The following is a 17,213-nucleotide window of genomic DNA, read 5'->3' on the forward strand; positions in this document are numbered from 1 at the left end:
CGGCCCGGCCCGGCCCGCCCCGGCCCGCCCCGGCCCGCCCCGGCGATCTTGCACTTCCTGTCGTCGTTATGCCCTGGTATGTCAGGAATGTCGGGACAGTAAGTGCAAGATCGCGGGAGCTGAGAGGTCCGGGTTAGTCCTTGATCTGGTACGTCGGGCGGATTACCGCTCTTGCCACTGTGTGGAACGTCAGGTTGAAGCCGACGTAGGCAGGGCTGGCGTCCGGGGTCAGGTCCAGGCGGTCGACGTCCAGGGCGTGCACGGCGAAGACGTACCGGTGTGGGCGGTCGCCGGGCGGCGGCGCGGCCCCGCCGTAACCCTGCTCGCCATAGTCGTTGCGGACCGAGAACGCCCCGCCGAGGTCGCTGCCCGCCGCGCCGCCAGCCCCGGTGGGCAACTGGGTGACGCTGACCGGCACGTTCACCAGCACCCAGTGCCAGAAACCGCTGCCGGTCGGTGCGTCCGGGTCGTAACAGGTCACCGTGAAGCTCTTCGTCTCGGCGGGGAAATCCGACCAGGTCAGCTGCGGCGAGACGTTGTCGCCCCCGGTGCTGCCATGCGCGTGCCGGGCGTCCATCGGCTCGCCGTTCTGCACGTCGTCACTCGTCAGTGTGAACGACGGCACCGTCGGCAGCAGCTCGTACGGGTCCGGGGCGATCGGTCGTTCCAGGGTCATGGGGACGCGTCCTTCCGATGTGCGGAGATACCAGCCCCTTCTTACCCCGCCACGGCCCTCTGGACGACCGGAAGCGCGCGCTGACCGACTGTGGTTTCGCGGAGCTACGTTTGAGTTCGGGCAAAGTTCCGCAGGGGGACATCGTGGCCGGCATCTGGCGGGACTTCGCGGTAGCCGTCCTCACCGCGTTCCGCCGCCGGGACGAGCGAGCCATCGCCGACGAACGCCGACGCGCCGTCGAGCGACTGGCCGACGAGACGATCCGCCGGGAGCGGCGGGCCACCGACCCGCCGGAGTGACCGGGACGCGGGGCACCGGACCGCTTCGCCGTAGGCAGTCAAGATGACCTGATGGGCCGGACTTTCGGGGCACGACCGATGGCGACCCCCGAGACACACCGACCCATTCTGTTCGAGATCTTCTTCGATCTCGTGTTCGTCTTCGGGCTCATCCGGGTCACCACGTTCATGAGCCAGCGGCCCGCGCCGGTGTCTCTGGTGCAGGGATTCCTCGTACTCCTGCTGCTCTGGATCTCCTGGCTGGTCTACTCCTGGCTGGGCAACCACGTCCGGATCGATGTCGGGTTGATCCGTGCCGGCGTCACCGTCGCGATGGCGGCAGTCTTCCTCATCGCTCTCGTCATTCCCGACGCCTGGAGGACCGGACCAGGTACTGCGCAGTCCCGGCTGATCCTGGTGCTGGCCTACGTCGTGCTTCGAGTGGTCGATCTGGTTCTCTTCCGCTGGGTGGAGACAGGCGACCGGCAGCTGCGCCGGACAATTCGCCTCTACGCCCTCTCCACCGCACTGTCCTGGATTCCACTCGTCCTCGGTGCAGTGTTCGGCGGCACCGCACAGATCCTGCTCTGGGCGCTGGCCCTCACCATCGACATGGGCGGCGGGGTGGTGTCCTCGATGCTGAGCGGGTGGCCGGTGCGAAGTCCAAGCCACTTCGCCGAGCGGCACAGCCTCGTGGTGATCATTGCGCTCGGAGAATCCCTGATCTCGGTTGCCGCCGGCGTAGGGATTGAGCGGATCCGTGGACCGATCCTGCTGGCCGCGCTCCTCACACTGGCTGTCACTGTGTGCCTGTACTGGCTCTACTCCGCGAGCGCGGCAACCTCCAGGCACGCGCTGACGACGGAGTCCGGGCTGCGGCGGGCCCACGTTGGTGCCGACGCCTACAGCGTTGCCCACTTCCCGGTACTCGCCGGGACCATCTACGTGGCACTGGGAGTCGAGCAGGTGCTGGCCGGCCTGGCACACGAGGAGTCCCACGGCATCTCGGACTGGATGCCCGCCGTCGCGTTGTTCGGCGGGACCGCCCTGTTCCTCGCGGGCCGGGCGGCGTTCCTGAGTCTCAGCGTCCGGTGCGTCCGGCCGGGGGAGTTCGTCGCCCCTACTGCGGCGCTGCTGCTGCTCCCCGTCGGCCGCTACCTGCCCGGCCTGGCCGCTCTCGGCCTGCTCACCGCGTTCCTCGCCGCGCTGCTCAGCTACGAGACGTGGACCAGGCGATCCGCGACGAACGACCAGCCAGCGACTTCACCGGAGTGACCGGGCTGATCAACGCGCCCACCCGACGAACCGCTCGAACAGTTCGCCAGCGGCGACGGCGGGCAGCTCCGTGACCACCACCGCGTGCAGACTGCCCAAGTACATGGACAACCCGATCCGGTCCCGGCCGTACGCCTCGCACAGGCGTACTCGGGCCGGACCGCAGGGCCATGGAGTGTCCTGCTCGCAGGTACGGCAGGTCCACTCGGGCCGTCGCGGGATGTGTTGGTCGGCGAGGCGGCTCGCCAAGACACCAACTGCCCGTTGGCCCTGCGCCGATCGGGCTCTCACGGCCGCCGCGGTGGTGGTGGGGACCTCGCCCATCACCGGCCAACACCGGCGTTGAGATATTCGGTGGATCGGCGGTGGGCTTGAGCCAGCAACCGGGCTCGGGCGGCTTCCTGCTCTGCCTGTTGAATCGCCGGACCGACGGCACCTTCCGGTGCAGAGACCGCCAGTCGCCTAGCTTGGCGACACAGCAGATTGAACGGCCACATCATCGCGATGCCCTCCCGTCTCAGGGGCGGCAGCCATCGCCCCTAACCGGGCGACGCGGCACACCTACTGCAATCGTGAGAAGACGCTAGGCAACAACGACAGGCGCAAAGGGTACGCAGCGTACCCAGCGACAGGAGGTACCCCTACAGGTCTGGCACCGCGATCCGGCTCTCCAACTGGATCGCCTCGGCGCGGACCCTGCTCGCCGCGCCGCCTGCCGAGCGCCTCGGTCGTGGATATACGTCTCGCCCCGTCGAACCCGGCGGCTGGCAGCGGCCGGGCCTCGACTCAGATGATCCACTCGGGTTCGGTGAAATCGGGGTATCCCGAAGCCCCGGACACCCCGACTCCCGGGAAGTCGAGTGGATCAAGAATGGCGGAGGGTGTGGGATTCGAACCCACGAAGACATCGCTGCCTTACCGGTTTTCAAGACCAGCGCCATCGGCCACTAGGCGAACCCTCCTGGGCCGCCACCCGTGGGCGTACGGCCACGCATAGTCTGCCACGGCTCGCTTCGGACGGCCCGGCGTCCCTCCCCGGTGCGCCGGCCAGGCCGTCTGCTCGGTCCACAGTGGGCTGGAGGGTGCGCCTGCGGCACCCGGTGAGATCGGGAAGACTGGGCCCATGCGAGCCATCACGATTCCGCAGCCCGGTGGACCCGACGCGCTGGTCTGGGCCGAGGTGCCCGACCCGGAGCCGGGCCCCAACGAGGTGATCGTGGACGTGCGGGCAACCGGGGTCAACCGCGCTGACCTGCTGCAACGGCAGGGGCACTACCCGCCGCCGCCGGGCGCGCCAGCGTACCCAGGGTTGGAATGCTCTGGGGTGATCACGGAGGTTGGCGCGGAGGTCGCCGGGTGGGCGGTCGGGCAGCAGGTCTGCGCGCTGCTGGCCGGCGGCGGGTACGCGGAGCGGGTGGCGGTCCCCGCCGGGCAGTTGCTGCCGGTGCCGGCGTGCGACCCGGTCGACGCGGCGGCACTGCCCGAGGTGGCCTGCACTGTCTGGTCGAACCTGATCCAGGTGGCGCGGCTGGGCGCGGGCGACACGCTGCTGGTGCACGGCGGCGGCAGCGGGATCGGCACCTTCGCCGTGCAGTTCGGGGCGGCCCTCGGCGTGACAGTGCTGACCACCGCGCGGGAGACCAAGCACGATCGGCTGCGTGAGCTTGGCGCGGCACACCTGATCGACTATCGGGAGCAGGATTTCGTCGAGGAGGTCCGGCGGGTCACCGACGGGCGCGGTGTGGACGTCATTCTCGACATCATGGGTGGGTCCTACCTGGGGCGGAACGTCTCCGCGCTGGCCACCGGCGGTCGGCTCGTGGTGATCGGGATGCAGGGTGGGCGCAAGGCCGAGTTGGATCTCGGCGCGCTGCTGACCAAGCGGGCGAGTGTCACCGCGACGTCGCTACGGTCCCGTCCGCTCGCCGAGAAGGCGGAGATCGTCCAGGGCGTACGGGACGAGGTGTGGCCGTTGGTCGAGGCGGGCCGGATCCGGCCGATCGTGGACCGGCGGCTGCCGATGACCGAGGCGGCGCAGGCGCACCGGCTCGTCGAGTCGAACGACCACTTCGGCAAGGTGCTGCTCACCCGCCCGCCGGGCGGACGCTCGGCAGTCAGCTGAGCGAGCCCGCCGGACGGACGGTCCGCAGTCAGCTGAGCGAGCCTGCCAGCGTCGGATCGTCGGTCGGTCGGGGCAGCACCAGCCGGGCGCCCGGGCCCTCGCCGGCCAGCGTGTCCTCCGGGTTGTTGAGCGTGCAGCGCTGCAATGACAGGCAGCCGCAGCCGATGCAGCCGTCCAGGTCGTCGCGGAGCTTGGTGAGCAGCCGGATCCGCTCGTTCAGCCGGCTGCGCCAGCTCGCCGACAGCCGCGCCCAGTCCTGCGGGCTCGGGGTGCGGGCCTCGGGGAGCGAGTCGAGTGCCTCCCGGATCTCGTCGAGCGAGACGCCGACCTGCTGGGAGATCCGGATGAAGGCGACCCGACGCAGCTCGACGCGGGCGTAGCGGCGCTGGTTGCCGCCGGTGCGGTCGGCGCGGATCAGCCCGAGTCGCTCGTAGTAGCGCAGCGCCGACGGTGCCACCCCGGAGCGGGCGGACAGCTCACCGATCGTCAGTAGATCCGGCATCACAAGGTCCTTGAGTTGAAGTCCACTTCAACTCACACAGTAGTGGCATGACCACCACACTGCCCACCGACAGCAGCGCCCGACTGCCCGGGCTGATCCGACGACTGACCGGCGACGAGAAGCACGCGCCGAGCGCGCACTCCACCGTCGACGTGCTCCAGGTGCTCTACGACCGGGTGCTGCGGGTCACCCCCGACACCGCCGACGACCCGGAGCGGGACCGGTTCCTGCTCTCCAAGGGCCACGGACCGGCCGCCTACTACGCGGTGCTCGCCGCGCACGGCTTCATCCCGGACGCCTGGCTCGACGACCTGGCCGGGCCGGAGAGCCGGCTCGGCCACCACCCGGACCGGCTCCTGGTGCCCGGGGTCGAGATCGGTTCCGGCTCCCTCGGGCACGGGCTCGGGCTGGCCGTCGGCACCGCGCTCGGCCTGCGCGCCCAGGGACTGCGCAAAGCCCGGGTGTACGTGCTGCTCGGCGACGCCGAACTGGACGAGGGGTCCAACCACGAGGCGATCGCGTACGCGGGAGCGACAGGTCTGGACAGCCTCACCGCGGTGGTGGTCGACAACGAGTCGGCCAGCCACGGGTGGGCCGGTGGCATCGCCAGCCGGTTCACGGTCAACGGGTGGACCGCCGACACCATCGACGGCCGGGACCACGAAGCCCTGTACGCGGCGTTGACCGGGCACCGACCAGGACACCCCCACCTGGTGGTCGCCCGCATCGAGAGCAAGGGATGACCGACATGCGTACCGCCTTCATCGACACCACCACTGCGCTCCTCGACGAGGATCCGCGTACCGCACTGGTGCTGGCCGACATCTCGGCGAGCCAGTTCGCCTCAGCCGGCCACCGCCACCCGGACCGGGTGCTCAACGTCGGGATCCGGGAGCAACTGATGATCGGGGTGGCCGGCGGGCTCGCCCTGACCGGGCTGCGTCCGATCGCGCACTCGTACGCGACGTTCCTGGTGGACCGGGCGTACGAGCAGATCAAGTTGGATCTGGACCACCAGGGCGTGGGCGCTGTCCTGGTCAGCATCGGCGCGTCGTACGACGGGTCGGCTGAGGGCCGCACCCACCAGTCGCCCGGAGACGTGGCGCTCTTCGACTCCCTCGGTGACGGCTGGACGGTCCGGGTGCCCGGCCACCCGGACGAGGTGGCGCCGCTGCTGCGCGACGCCGTGACCACTGACGATCCGATCTACCTGCGGCTCTGCGAGCAGCGCAACGCCGAGGCGTACCCGGGCGCCACCCGACTACGGGTGCTCCGGCGGGGCCTGACGAACGCGCCCCTCGTGGTGGCTGTCGGGCCGATGCTCGGCCCCACGCTGGCGGCGACAGAGGGAATTGACGTGACAGTGGCGTACACCCACACGCCCCGGCCGCTCGACACGCCCGGGCTGCGGGCGCTCGCCAACACCGACGTGGTGCTTGTCGAGCCGTACCTGGCGGGAACGTCGAGCGCGCTCGTCAGCCGGGCCCTGGCGGACGTACCGCACCGGCTGCTCGCCCTCGGGGTGGGTCAGACCGACCTGCGGCGGTACGGCGATCCGGCCGACCACGCCCGGTGGCATGGGCTGGACGCCGACGGCCTGCGGCGGTCGATCAGCGCGTTCCTGGGGTCAGTTGGCGGCTGAGACGGCAGGGCGGCGGCGAGCGCGCTCGCGCCCGAGGATCCAGATCGCCTCGACGCCGTCCTTCCAGGTGATCTTCTTGCCCTCTTCCCGGCCGCGCGCCCGGTAGCTGATCGGCACCTCGTACGGCCGGATCCGGCGACGCAGCAGCTTGCCGGTCACCTCGGCCTCCATGCCGAAGCCACGCGAGCGCACCTGAAGCGACCGGTAGAGCGCCACCGGCATCAGCTTGAAGCAGGTCTCCAGGTCGCCGATGTACGAGTTGAACAGCACGTTGGCCGCCATCGTGACGCCCTTGTTGCCCATCACGTACCAGAAGCTGTAGGCGCTGTGGCTGCCGAAGGTGCGATTGCCGTAGACCACGGTGGCCCGGCCGTCGAGCACCGGGTCGAGCAGCTTGGGGATGTCCTGCGGGTCGTACTCCAGGTCGGCGTCGAGGATGACCATGTAGTCACCCTCCGCGCTGTCGACAGCCGTCTTGATGGCGGCGCCCTTGCCGGCGTTGCGCTGGTGGGTGATGACCCGAAGGCGCGCGTCGTCGGCGCGACCGAGGACCTCGCCGGTGCCGTCGCGGCTGCCGTCGTCGACGACTACCAATTCGATCTCGCAGGGATAGTCAACCGCCAATGCCTGCTTGAGGGCATCCGCGATGCGTTCTTCCTCGTTGTAGACCGGCATGAGGATCGAGAGCTTCACGGGGATCTCCACGGTGGCGGCAACACGTCGGCCATAGCCTAGCCTGGTTAGTTTGTTTACCGCGTACCGCTACCGCTGGGCAGTCGGCGCGGCGGCCTCAGATCAATGGTGTTTACTTCCGCCATGTCGGCTGCCGGCTCCCTGCTCGCGGTGGTTCCTGTCGCCGCGGTGGTCCTGCTCATCGTCGCGGCGATGCCACGCGAGGCTGGCGCGGTGGCACCGCTGCGGCTCGCTGTGGTGCGCGCCGTCCTGCTCACCGGGGCGTACGCGGTGCTCGTCGTCGAGGTGCTCGGCGCGACACACGCGCTGACCCGAGGCGCGTTCACCGTCGCCTGGCTGCTCTTCCTGGTCGCGGCCTCGGTGGTGGCCGGTCTGCGCTGGCGACGGGCGACCCGCCTCGGGCCGCCACCAGCCGCTGCACCGGTGCCGGTCAGCGCTGCGCCGGCAGTCAGCGCCGCACAGCATCCGGTGCCGGTCGGCGCGGCGGCGTCCGGTGGCGGACCCGACGTGTCCGCCCCGGCCGCGGAACGCAGTGAACCCGCCCCCGCGCCGACCCGGGCTGGTCGGGGGTTCGCTGACGTTCGTGCCGTGGCTGTCGACGCGTGGCGTACGGCCCGACCGGGTGAGCGGCTCCTCGCCGGCACGGTCGGCGGGCTGGTCCTGGTGGAGTTGCTTGTCGCGCTGCTGGCCGAGCCGAACAACTTCGACTCGCAGACGTACCACCTGCCGAAGGTGGAGCACTGGGTGGCCCAGGGCGACCTGGACTTCTGGCCCACAGCGATCCACCGGCAGGTGACCATCCCGCCCGGGGCCGAGTACCTGCTGCTGCACCTGCGCCTGCTCACCGGCGGGGATCACCTGTACAACCTTGTGCAGTGGGCGGCCGGGGTGGTCTGCCTTCTGGTGGCCGCACGGATCACCGCACAGCTCGGCGGCGGCCGGCGCGCCCAGTTGCTCACCGCGTTCGTTCTGGCGACCACGCCGATGGTGGTACTCCAGGCGACCAGCACGCAGACCGACCTGATCTGCGCGGCGTGGGTGGCCTGCGCGGCGACAGTGACGCTGGACGGGCTGAGTCGACGGACCGGCTGGGGCACGCTGCTCGGGCTGGGGGCGGCCACCGGGCTGACCGCTGTGACAAAGACCAGCGGCCTGATCGCTGTGGGCCCGCTGCTGGTGCTTTGGGGACTGGCCCAGTTGCGGCTGGCCCGGAGCGGGAACGCCGCGTCGACCGACCCGGCAGCGGGGGGCGCGGCTCGACGGTCCCGGCCGGTCGGCGGGCTGGCCCGCACTGTCGGCGGTTCGGTGCTGATCCTGGTGGTCGCCGCCGTGGTGGTCGGCCCGTTCCTGGCCCGGGTGACCGCCGAGTTCGGGCACCCGCTGGGGCCGCCCCGGCTGCGCGAGTCCATCCCCATGGAGCGGCACGACCCGGCGTCGACAGTGGTCAACGCGCTGCGGATCGGGCACACCGCGTTCGACACGCCGCTGGCGCCGCTGCGTCGGGCCGGGGCTGAGTTGATCATCAGTGGCGCCGAGGCGATCGGGGTCGACCCGCAGGACCGCGCGATCACCTTCGGGCGAGAACTGTTCCCGGAGCCAGCCTGGTATCCGGACGAGGACCGGGTGGCGTTTCCGCTGGCCGGGGCGTTGGCGGTGATCGGTGCGGTGATCGCGCTCGCCCGACCACGGCGGATCGCCCCCGAGCGGGCCGGGTCGCTGCGGGCGTACGCCGTGGTGGTGCTGACCGCCGTGCTGCTGCACACCGCGATGATCAAGTGGCAGCCGTGGGGCAACCGGCTGCTGCTCTACGCCGTGGTGCTCGCCGTGCCCCTCGCCGGCCTCTGGCTGGACGCTGTCCTGCGCAACCACGCGGGTGGGCGTCGAACGGTTGCCACCGTGGCGGCCGTCACCGTGCTGGCCACCTCGGCGCTGGCCGGGGTGCTCGCGCTGTCGTACGGCTTCCCCCGCCGGCTGGTCGGCTCCGGCTCGGTCTTCACCACCTCGGACTGGGACACCCGGTTCCTGCGCCGCCCGCAGTGGGCCGACGAGTTCCGCTGGGCGGCGACCGCGGTCCAGGACAGCGGTGCGCAGCGGATCGGGCTGGCGCAGCAGAACGACAACTGGGAGTACCCGTGGTGGCTGCTGCTGCGGCAGCCCGACGGCGGTTCACCGGACCTGGTGGCGTTGCAGTCGGTGCTGCCGGAACGACCGCCGGCCGACCCCTCCTCGGTCGACGCGATCGTCTGCACCGGCAACAAGGCGGCCTGCGCCAAACTCGTCCCGGCCGGCTGGCGGCTGGAGTTCCGCGGCTACGTCGGCTACGCCCTGCCGCCGGGCCGCTGAACCACAGCGGGCCGGGCCGCAGCGCTCGCCGCCGTCGCCACGTCGGTCGCCGCGCTCAGCCGGGCCGCTGAACCAGAAGCCAGCCCGGCGCGCGGGCCCGGATAGTCCGATCCGGGCGGTTCTGCATCCCGCGCGCAAGGATCTGAGGAGCATTCACATCCGTTGATCCGCACGTTACCGTCTGGTAACTCAATCGACGTCCCGCGATTGAGCCGAAAGGAGTGCGTCGATGCCTGCAATCCCCGCCAGGCCCGAACGCGCGACCCGACGACGGGCCATCACCGTCGCCGTCGCCGTCGCCGCTCTCGTCCTACCGATGCTCGCCGGACCGGCCACCCCCGCCACCGCCGCCGATCGACCAGCCGTCCAACCACTGCCCGCCAACCTCGAAGCCATCCGGGCCGCCGAGGCGACAGCCCTCTACGGCAGCCCGGCGATCCGCCCTATCGAACAGCGCCGCACCTCGTTGATCACCATGGGTGACAGCGAGATCTCCGGTGAGGGGGTCGGCAACTACGTCCCCGGCACCCACCAGGACGGCAACTGGTGCGACCGCTCCTACGACCAGGCGGTGTTCCGCACCGGCATCGCGTCGGACGCGCAGTACAACATCGCCTGCTCCGGTGCCACCCCCTGGAACCTGATCGCCGGCGGCCCGACCCAGCACAACGAGCTGAACCAGGGCGACTACCTGGGCATCAAGGCACGCAACACGCACGTGAAGCTGATCTGGGTGGTGGTCGGCGCGAACGGTGACGGCACCATCCAGTTCGGTCCGGTCGCCACCGACTGCGCCGTCCGCCGGGTCTTCTTCCAGGGCGCCTGCTACCCCACCTACACCGACCAGTGGACCATTCGCACCGACGGCAGCCGGCAGGCGGTGGAGTCGGCGCTGACCGACATCCGGCAGACCATGACCAACGCCGGCTACCTGCTGTCGGACTACGAACTGGTGCTGATGTCGTACCCGAGCCCCGGCAGCCCGGACGTGGAGGACAACCCGAACTTCCCCGGCTGGTACTCCGGCGGATGTCTGCTCTACCTGGCCGACGCGGCCTTCGCCCGGAACAAGGCGGTGCCGATGTTCGAGTCGGCGCTGCGCTCGGCCGCGGCGAACACCGGCACCCGCTACCTGGACGCCAGCCGGCTCTTCCACGGGCACGAGGTGTGCACCGACAACACCTCGGTCCGTGGCCTCTTCATCGAGGTCGGCATCTGGAACGAGAACGCCGCCCGACAGTCGTTCCACCCCAACGCCCGCGGGCACGGCATGTTCGCCCAGTGCATCACCCAGTTCTGGAACTCCGGCCAGACGCGGGCCAGCTGCGTCGACCCGGCCAGCACCGGCAGCGGCGTGCTCTACTCCGGCCTGATGCAGTTCAAGCAACTGCGCAACCTCGCCACCGGCACCTGCGTCGACGGCAAGGGGTACGACTCCCGCAACGGCACCGCGCAGCAGCCGTACTCCTGCCACGGTGGGCGTAACCAGGGCTTCTGGTACGACTCGGCTCGACGGTCGTTGCACTCGGAGCTGTCCCACGACCGGTGCCTGGATGTAGCGAACAGCTCGATGACCGCCGGCACCGCTGTCAACATCTACGACTGCAACGGCACCGGAGCGCAGCAGTTCGTCTTCGTGGGCAACCAGATCAAGCCGGCCGCCGCCACCAACCTCTGTGTGGCGTTCGACAACCCGCTGCTGGGCAGCTCCCGCCTGCGGTTGGCGAACTGCTCCAGCAGCACCCGGCAGCAGTGGTCGTTCGAGGCCCGTACCGCCGCCAACCCGGTCGGCTACGGTCACGACGACTTCATCGGCTCCCGCGTCTACTGACGAGAACGCGGCCGCTGACGAGGGCAGGGGCCCTGGTTGACGCCAGGGCCCCTGCGCTCACTTGGCGCGGGGAACGAGGATGAGCCGGGCCACGCCCTTGTCGCCGTCCTTCGCGCCGGCGACGCCGAGCGTCGCGCCGACAGTGACCTCGCTCGGCTGCACTGTGGCCCGCCGCTCGACCACCCGCAGGTCGTCACCGAAGGTCCAGGTCATCGTGAAGCCGTCGGTGGACCTGACTGTCATCGAGTCGCCGTCGATCGCTGTCACCTCGCCGCGCTGCACGGCGACGGTCTGCGTACCGCCGTCCTTCGTCTTCACCACCGCCTCACCGTGCAGGGTGTTCTTGCGCAGCAGCACGCGGGCCTGGCGGCGCTTGCGCCACTCCTCACCGCGCTTCTCCCGGGCCTTCTCCTGCGCGCTGGGGGACGCACCGGGCGTCGGCGTGGCCGGTGCGGCGACCGTCAGCACGTCCAGGTCGTCGGCGTCGAAACCCATCGCGGCCAGCGCCTGACCCTCGACTCCCATGGCGGCGGCGACCTCGACGGCGACATCGCGGGCGGGCTGGCTGGCCACCTCGGCCGCGCCGCACCCGCTGACGCCGAGCGCGACCGCCGCGAGCAGTGCCGTGGTGCCGGTGGCGATACCCCAACGTGGCATGACTCTCCCTCTCTGTCAGTGGAACCCTCAGCCTTCCCGGGAACGACGAGCGGAGCGTCAGGCCGATGTTCGGGTCAGGTAAGGATCACCGGGCAGCCGGACGGTGAAGGCGGCACCGCCCTCCGGCGCGTGCCCCGCGGCGATCTCCCCGCCCAACCGGCGGACCAGCCCGGCGGCCAGCGCCAACCCCAGTCCGCTGCCCACCTTGCGCACCCCCCGGTAACGCTCGTGCAGCGCACCGCGTTCGAAGGCCACAGCAAGGTCGTCGTCGGTGAAGCCGGGCCCGCCGTCGCGAACCTCCAACACGCCGCCGTGCGCCGGGTCCGCGCCGGCCGCCCGGACCGCGAGCACCACCGGCGACCCCGGGGGTACGACCCGCAGCGCGTTCTCCAGCAGCCCGTCCAGCACCTGCCGGATCCTCCCCGGATCGGTGTACGCGGGCACCGGCTGACCGGGCGTCTCCACCCGGAACGGCACGCCCACCGCCGCACACCGACCGGACCAGGTCGGCTCCGCGTCCACTGCCAGTCGGGTCAGGTCCACCGGCACCGGTTCGAGGGGAAAGTCGGCGGCCTCCAGCCGGGCCAGTGCCAACAGGTCGCCGATCAGCCGGTCCAGGTGTTGCGCCTCGGCCAGCATCGTCCGACCGGTGTCGACAGTGTCGTCGGCGCCGAGCACCCCGTCGGCGAGCGCCTCGGCGTACCCCCGGATCGCGGTCAGCGGGGTGCGCAGCTCGTGCGAGACGGAGAGCAGGAACTCCCGCTGTCGGCCCTCACTGGTGGCCAGCGCGGCAGCCAGCCCGTTCAACGCCTCGGCCAGGTCGGCGACCTCGTCCGGCGGCTCGACCGGCACCCGGACGTTGCGGTCACCGGCGCGCAGCCGGGCGGCGGCGGTGGCCGCGACCCGGATCGGCCGGGCCAGCCGACGGGCCAGCAGCAGCCCGGCCACCACACCGGCTGTCAACCCGGCCAGCAGCGGCAACCACAGGCTGAGCAGCACCCGGGCCCACAGCCCGTCGGCCAGTGGGCGGGAGAGCACCACCCCGTTGCCGCCGGGCAGGGCCCGACCCTCGACCAGGGCCCGCTCACCGTTCACCGAGCGGCGAGCCGACACGTTGCGGCCCTGCCCGATCCGCTGCACCACCCGCTGTGGCAGACCCGCCCGGTCGACAGCGCCACGGCGGATCAGGTACGCGTCGATGCCCTGGTCGCGCAGTTGCTGGATGAGCCGTTCCTCGTCGGCGCTGCGACCCCGGTCGAGGCGGGTCCGCAACACCTCGGCGGCGAGTCGGGCCTGGGCGGCGAGCGCCTCCTGCTCGCTCCGCTCCGCGCCACGGATCGCCAACGGCACCGCGACGATGGCGGTGACCAGCACCGACACCAGCGCCACCGCGCAGGTGACGAGCACCGCCCGGGCGGTCAGCGTACGGCCGGGTCGGCCTCGTCGGGGTGTTGTGGGTCTGACGGCGCCGACCACCGGCAGGGCCATGGTCGGCGACTCGACGTGCCCGGTGTGGTCAGGCATCTACCGCGTACCCGACGCCGCGGTGGGTCCGGATCACGCTCGCCGGGCCGAGTTTCGCCCGCACCTGGGCAACGTGCACGTCCACCGTCCGGGTGCCGGCGTGCGCCGCGTAGCCCCACACTCCGGCCAGCAACTCCTCCCGGGTGAAGACCCGGCCGGGCCGGGCCATCAGGTGGGCCAACAGGTCGAACTCGGTGGAGGTGAGCTGCACCGGGGCACCGGCGGCGGTGACAGTGCGGCGGGCCGGGTCGAGCGTCACCGGGCCGACGACACGTTGGCGGTCCGCGCCCTCCGGGCCGCCGGCGGATCGGCGCAGCACCGCGCGGACCCGGGCAACCAACTCCCGGGGGCTGAACGGCTTGGTGACGTAGTCGTCGGCGCCCAGCTCCAGGCCGACGATCCGATCCACCTCGTCGTCGCGGGCGGTGAGGAAGATGACCGGGGTCCAGTCGCCGGCCTCGCGCAGCCGGCGGCAGATCTCGGTGCCGGGCAGACCCGGCAGCGCGATGTCCAGGACGCAGGCCACCGGACGCAACCGGCGGGCCGCGCTCAGACCGGCCTCGCCGTCACGTTCCAGGTGGACGCCGAACCCGTCCCTGGTCAGGTAGAGCCGGACCAGGTCGGCGATGGCCGGCTCGTCCTCCACGACGAGGACGAGCCCGCGATGCGGTGGTTCGACTGTCACCGGCCCATGATTGCCGACCCGGTGGGCTCGGCGCGATCGGCGCGTGTTCGGGTTCGGTAAAGGCGGTGCGACGCCCGATCAGGGTCAGCTCACCAGGACGGAGCGAACATCCCGGGCCGGGCGGCGGCCGGTGCGTCGCCGATGCTGGCGACGACCCGCGCGCCGGGCGGCCGAAGGCGGGTCCGGAACGCCTGGTTGAGCAACGCGTCGAGCTGCCAGACCTGCTTCGGGTGAGTCGTCCGGATCAGGAACCGCTCACGGATCCCGTCGATCGCGGTGGCCGCCATCTCCACCGACTGCAGCCGCGGGTCCGGGCTCCAGGTGACGTTGCTCAGCTCGCGAAGCTCGGTGTTGAGATGCAGGCGCAGTCGGTGCAGGAGCCGGGTCTGCTGGGTCACCACCAGGCGGCGGTGCGTGAGTAGCAACAGGTAGTCGCCGGTGACCGGGCGGTCGGGGCGGCTGCAACGGGTGACCAGGATGGTGGCGTCACCGGAGCCGACGCAGCGCCGGAAGACCGGCATGTGCCGGCTCACCGTCTGCACGGCCAGGCCAGCCTCAGCGGCGGCCGGGAGGAACGTTCGGGAGAAGACGTCCATGACCTGCCCAACGACGTCCCCAGCAGGGTGACGTGGGTCACGCGGGTTTTTTGGAAGTTCCACGCCGCCTGTCGCACTGCCTGTCCGCTTTCCGACTCGGACGGATCATGGTCAGGAGTTCGGCTGAAATGGACTGGCGGCGAACAGCTCCTCCAGCCAACCCGGGACCGCGTCGGCGTACTCGGCGCGGGACTCCTCGGGGGTGTCCAGTGCCCGACGCCAGGACAGCGACCGGCTCACCGGCCCCAGACCGATCGCGAGGTCGGCGGCCTCCACGAGGGTCCGCCGGTCGTACCGGTCGGTCCACGCCTCAAGGTAGGCGTCGCGCAACCGGACCAGTTGGGCGTCGTCGGCGGCGAGCTTCCCCGCGTGCCCGACGGCACGCAGTGTCACCAGCAACGTGCCGAACGGGTGCGCCACCGAGGCGTCGCCCCAGTCGAAGTAGCGGTAGCCGGCGTCACCGGCGAAGACGTTGCCGTCGTGCAGGTCGTCGTGTTGGACGGTGGCCGGAATGCCGATGTCGGCGAGCCGGCGACACCGCTGCGCGTACGACGGCAACTCGGCCCGCAACCGCTCGTGCACCTCCGGACTGAGCCCGCCCTCGGTGCCGATCAGCAGCGCCTCGCGATCGTCGAGCAGTTCGACGAAGAGATCGGCCAGCACCTCCGGACGCTGATCCGGCACGCCCAGGGCGACCAGCTCGTCCGCGCGCGGCGCGCTCGCCAGTTGCAGTGCCGCGTACCCGGGCAGCGCCCGCTCCCAGTGCGTCAGATCGGGGTCACGCGCCAGCACGTCACGCAACGACTCGCCGCCGTCGGGCAGCAGCGACCAGCCCTGCGTCGGGTCCACAGCGATCGGCGTCAGCACCCGGTCGGGCGTCAACTCGGCGAGCGCCGCGATCAGGACCGCCTCGTGCACGGTGCCCGGGTTGTTGGCCTTGAACCAGACCGGGCCGTCGTCGGTGGGCACCCGCCACACCAGCGACCAGGGTCGCAGCCTCGGCTCCACCAGCCCGGTCACCCGTCGGCCGGCCCGGCTCAGTTGCGCGTCAACCCAGGATCGGGCCCGCACCTGCCACTGCTCGTTGGACCAGTCGGGGATGCGCTCACCGGCGATCGTCGTCACGCTGGGCACCTTAGGCGGCCGTTCCGCGTCGAGGCGAGGCGTTTCCCGCCCCGGGTCAGATCAGCTCGACGATTGTGGCATTGGCCATGCCGCCGCCCTCGCACATGGTCTGCAGGCCGTAGCGGATGCCGTTGTCCCGCATGTGCTGGAGCATGGTGGTCATGATCCGGGCACCGGAGCCGCCGAGCGGGTGGCCGAGGGCGATCGCTCCGCCGCGCGGGTTGAGCCGCTCCGGGTCCGCCTCGGTCTCCGCCAGCCAGGCCAGCGGCACCGGGGCGAACGCCTCGTTCACCTCGTACACGCCGATCTCCTCGATGCCCAGCCCCGCGCGGCGCAGCGCCTTCGCGGTGGCCGGGATGGGCGCGGTGAGCATGGTGACCGGGTCGTCGGCGGCGACCACTGCGGTGTGGATCCGGGCCAACGGGCGCAGGCCGTGGCGGCTGGCCCAGTCGGAGGTGGTCACTGCGAGGGCCGCGGCACCGTCGGAGATCTGGGACGCGGAACCGGCGGTCACCACGCCGTCGGCCCGGAACGGGGTGGCCAGCTCACCCAGCTTCTCCAGGGAGGTCTCCCGGCGGATGCCCTCGTCGGCGGCGAACTTGCCACCGTCGGCGAGCGGCACCGCGGTCAGCTCCGGGTCGAACGCGCCGGCGTCCTGCGCGGCGGCGGCCTTCTCGTGGCTGGCAAGCGCGAACTCGTCGAGCTGGGTGCGCGAGAGGCGCCACCGCTGGGCGATCAGCTCGGCACCGACCCCCTGGTTGAACGGCAGGGGCGCGTCGTCGGCGAAGCCCTCGACGCCCCGGTAACGGGCGCGCAGCTGGTCATTGAACGGCATGCCGCCGGCCACACTGGAACCCATCGGCACCCGGGTCATCGACTCGACGCCGCCGGCGACCACCAGGTCGGCCTGACCGGAGAGCACCGTCGCGGCGGCGAAGTGCAGGGCCTGCTGGCTGGAGCCGCACTGCCGGTCGACTGTTGTGCCGGGCACTGTCTCCGGCCAGCCGGCGGCGAGCACGCCGTTGCGGGCGATGTTCCACGACTGCTCGCCGACCTGGGACACGCAGCCCCAGAAGACATCGTCGACCTGGGCCGGGTCGAGCCCGGTGCGCTCGGCGAGGGCGCGCAGCACGTGCGCCGAGAGGTCGACCGGGTGGACGCTGGCGAGGCTGCCCTTGCGCCGCCCGACCGGGGTACGTACCGCGCCGACGATGACCGCGTCACTCATGTTTACTCCCCGGTAACTTGGGCTGCCCCGATCCTA

The 17,213-nt window shown here is 71.3% G+C and carries 17 protein-coding genes and 1 tRNA gene; 7 read left to right on the top strand and 11 right to left on the bottom strand.

Annotated elements, in window-relative coordinates; all coding sequences use genetic code 11:
* Positions 1 to 133: 133 nt before the first annotated feature.
* On the bottom strand, positions 134 to 676 hold the full coding sequence (locus MED01_RS19260; protein ID WP_238669957.1) for a YbhB/YbcL family Raf kinase inhibitor-like protein: 543 nt from the start codon (positions 674 to 676) through the stop codon (positions 134 to 136).
* A 110-nt stretch (positions 677 to 786) separates the two neighbouring features.
* On the opposite strand from MED01_RS19260, the gene MED01_RS19265 reads away from it, so the two are divergent.
* Both MED01_RS19265 and MED01_RS19270 read left to right on the top strand, forming a co-directional pair.
* Entirely contained in the window at positions 787 to 975 is a 189-nt protein-coding gene (locus MED01_RS19265; protein ID WP_238669958.1) for a hypothetical protein, read from the top strand.
* A gap of 51 nt (positions 976 to 1,026) precedes the next feature.
* A complete protein-coding gene (locus tag MED01_RS19270; protein ID WP_238669959.1) occupies positions 1,027 to 2,229 on the top strand; it encodes a low temperature requirement protein A in 1,203 nt (400 codons plus the stop codon).
* Positions 2,230 to 2,238: 9 nt separating this feature from the next.
* Here MED01_RS19270 and MED01_RS19275 read toward each other — a convergent pair whose 3' ends face one another.
* Both MED01_RS19275 and MED01_RS19280 read right to left on the bottom strand, forming a co-directional pair.
* Complete coding sequence (locus MED01_RS19275; RefSeq protein WP_238669960.1) at positions 2,239 to 2,478, bottom strand: hypothetical protein; 240 nt, start codon at positions 2,476 to 2,478, stop codon at positions 2,239 to 2,241.
* Positions 2,479 to 3,101: 623 nt separating this feature from the next.
* Positions 3,102 to 3,191: transfer RNA gene (locus MED01_RS19280), tRNA-Ser, on the bottom strand.
* Between the two features lie 161 nt (positions 3,192 to 3,352).
* Here MED01_RS19280 and MED01_RS19285 point away from each other — a divergent pair.
* A complete protein-coding gene (locus MED01_RS19285) occupies positions 3,353 to 4,351 on the top strand; it encodes an NAD(P)H-quinone oxidoreductase (RefSeq protein WP_238669961.1) in 999 nt (332 codons plus the stop codon).
* Between the two features lie 28 nt (positions 4,352 to 4,379).
* Here the strand turns inward: MED01_RS19285 and soxR are convergent, their stop codons facing one another.
* Entirely contained in the window at positions 4,380 to 4,853 is a 474-nt protein-coding gene (gene soxR, locus MED01_RS19290; protein WP_238669962.1) for a redox-sensitive transcriptional activator SoxR, read from the bottom strand.
* Positions 4,854 to 4,900: 47 nt separating this feature from the next.
* Here soxR and MED01_RS19295 point away from each other — a divergent pair, with 47 nt between their 5' ends.
* Both MED01_RS19295 and MED01_RS19300 read left to right on the top strand, forming a co-directional pair.
* Positions 4,901 to 5,596, top strand: a complete 696-nt coding sequence (locus MED01_RS19295; protein ID WP_238669963.1) for a thiamine pyrophosphate-binding protein — start codon at positions 4,901 to 4,903, stop codon at positions 5,594 to 5,596.
* A 5-nt stretch (positions 5,597 to 5,601) separates the two neighbouring features.
* Positions 5,602 to 6,495: a transketolase family protein gene (locus MED01_RS19300; protein ID WP_238669964.1), complete on the top strand. Its 894-nt coding sequence runs from the start codon at positions 5,602 to 5,604 to the stop codon at positions 6,493 to 6,495.
* Here the strand turns inward: MED01_RS19300 and MED01_RS19305 are convergent.
* Positions 6,481 to 7,188, bottom strand: coding sequence for a glycosyltransferase family 2 protein (locus MED01_RS19305; protein ID WP_238669965.1), 708 nt, complete (start codon positions 7,186 to 7,188; stop codon positions 6,481 to 6,483). The two genes, MED01_RS19300 and MED01_RS19305, sit on opposite strands and share 15 nt — an antisense overlap.
* Positions 7,189 to 7,311: 123 nt before the next feature.
* On the opposite strand from MED01_RS19305, the gene MED01_RS19310 reads away from it, so the two are divergent.
* Entirely contained in the window at positions 7,312 to 9,531 is a 2,220-nt protein-coding gene (locus tag MED01_RS19310; protein WP_238669966.1) for a glycosyltransferase family 39 protein, read from the top strand.
* A gap of 229 nt (positions 9,532 to 9,760) precedes the next feature.
* The gene (locus MED01_RS19315; protein ID WP_238669967.1) at positions 9,761 to 11,362 is read left to right on the top strand and encodes a ricin-type beta-trefoil lectin domain protein; all 1,602 of its coding nucleotides are present in this window, start codon (positions 9,761 to 9,763) and stop codon (positions 11,360 to 11,362) included.
* Between the two features lie 57 nt (positions 11,363 to 11,419).
* Here MED01_RS19315 and MED01_RS19320 read toward each other — a convergent pair whose 3' ends face one another.
* From MED01_RS19320 to MED01_RS19345, 6 genes are all read right to left on the bottom strand, one after another.
* Positions 11,420 to 12,019: a hypothetical protein gene (locus MED01_RS19320; RefSeq protein WP_238669968.1), complete on the bottom strand. Its 600-nt coding sequence runs from the start codon at positions 12,017 to 12,019 to the stop codon at positions 11,420 to 11,422.
* Between the two features lie 57 nt (positions 12,020 to 12,076).
* Positions 12,077 to 13,507: a sensor histidine kinase gene (locus tag MED01_RS19325; RefSeq protein WP_372493687.1), complete on the bottom strand. Its 1,431-nt coding sequence runs from the start codon at positions 13,505 to 13,507 to the stop codon at positions 12,077 to 12,079.
* 28 nt (positions 13,508 to 13,535) lie between these two features.
* Complete coding sequence (locus MED01_RS19330; RefSeq protein ID WP_238669970.1) at positions 13,536 to 14,228, bottom strand: response regulator transcription factor; 693 nt, start codon at positions 14,226 to 14,228, stop codon at positions 13,536 to 13,538.
* Positions 14,229 to 14,317: 89 nt separating this feature from the next.
* Positions 14,318 to 14,824, bottom strand: coding sequence for a hypothetical protein (locus tag MED01_RS19335; RefSeq protein ID WP_238669971.1), 507 nt, complete (start codon positions 14,822 to 14,824; stop codon positions 14,318 to 14,320).
* A 111-nt stretch (positions 14,825 to 14,935) separates the two neighbouring features.
* Complete coding sequence (locus tag MED01_RS19340) at positions 14,936 to 15,949, bottom strand: phosphotransferase family protein (RefSeq protein WP_238669972.1); 1,014 nt, start codon at positions 15,947 to 15,949, stop codon at positions 14,936 to 14,938.
* Positions 15,950 to 16,004: 55 nt separating this feature from the next.
* Positions 16,005 to 17,177, bottom strand: a complete 1,173-nt coding sequence (locus tag MED01_RS19345; RefSeq protein ID WP_238669973.1) for a thiolase family protein — start codon at positions 17,175 to 17,177, stop codon at positions 16,005 to 16,007.
* Between the last annotated feature and the right edge of the window lie 36 nt (positions 17,178 to 17,213).

Source organism: Micromonospora alfalfae (assembly GCF_022230925.1).
GTDB classification, from domain to species: domain Bacteria; phylum Actinomycetota; class Actinomycetes; order Mycobacteriales; family Micromonosporaceae; genus Micromonospora; species Micromonospora alfalfae.

Coding starts and splice junctions, on each gene's coding strand:
- MED01_RS19270 (WP_238669959.1), top strand. CDS start 1,027: ATGGGCCGGACTTTCGGGGCACGACCGATGGCGACCCCCGAGACACAC.
- MED01_RS19315 (WP_238669967.1), top strand. CDS start 9,761: ATGCCTGCAATCCCCGCCAGGCCCGAACGCGCGACCCGACGACGGGCC.
- MED01_RS19325 (WP_372493687.1), bottom strand. CDS start 13,507: ATGGCCCTGCCGGTGGTCGGCGCCGTCAGACCCACAACACCCCGACGA.
- MED01_RS19335 (WP_238669971.1), bottom strand. CDS start 14,824: ATGGACGTCTTCTCCCGAACGTTCCTCCCGGCCGCCGCTGAGGCTGGC.
- MED01_RS19285 (WP_238669961.1), top strand. CDS start 3,353: ATGCGAGCCATCACGATTCCGCAGCCCGGTGGACCCGACGCGCTGGTC.
- MED01_RS19320 (WP_238669968.1), bottom strand. CDS start 12,019: ATGCCACGTTGGGGTATCGCCACCGGCACCACGGCACTGCTCGCGGCG.
- MED01_RS19295 (WP_238669963.1), top strand. CDS start 4,901: ATGACCACCACACTGCCCACCGACAGCAGCGCCCGACTGCCCGGGCTG.
- MED01_RS19310 (WP_238669966.1), top strand. CDS start 7,312: ATGTCGGCTGCCGGCTCCCTGCTCGCGGTGGTTCCTGTCGCCGCGGTG.
- MED01_RS19300 (WP_238669964.1), top strand. CDS start 5,602: ATGCGTACCGCCTTCATCGACACCACCACTGCGCTCCTCGACGAGGAT.
- MED01_RS19260 (WP_238669957.1), bottom strand. CDS start 676: ATGACCCTGGAACGACCGATCGCCCCGGACCCGTACGAGCTGCTGCCG.
- MED01_RS19345 (WP_238669973.1), bottom strand. CDS start 17,177: ATGAGTGACGCGGTCATCGTCGGCGCGGTACGTACCCCGGTCGGGCGG.
- soxR (WP_238669962.1), bottom strand. CDS start 4,853: ATGCCGGATCTACTGACGATCGGTGAGCTGTCCGCCCGCTCCGGGGTG.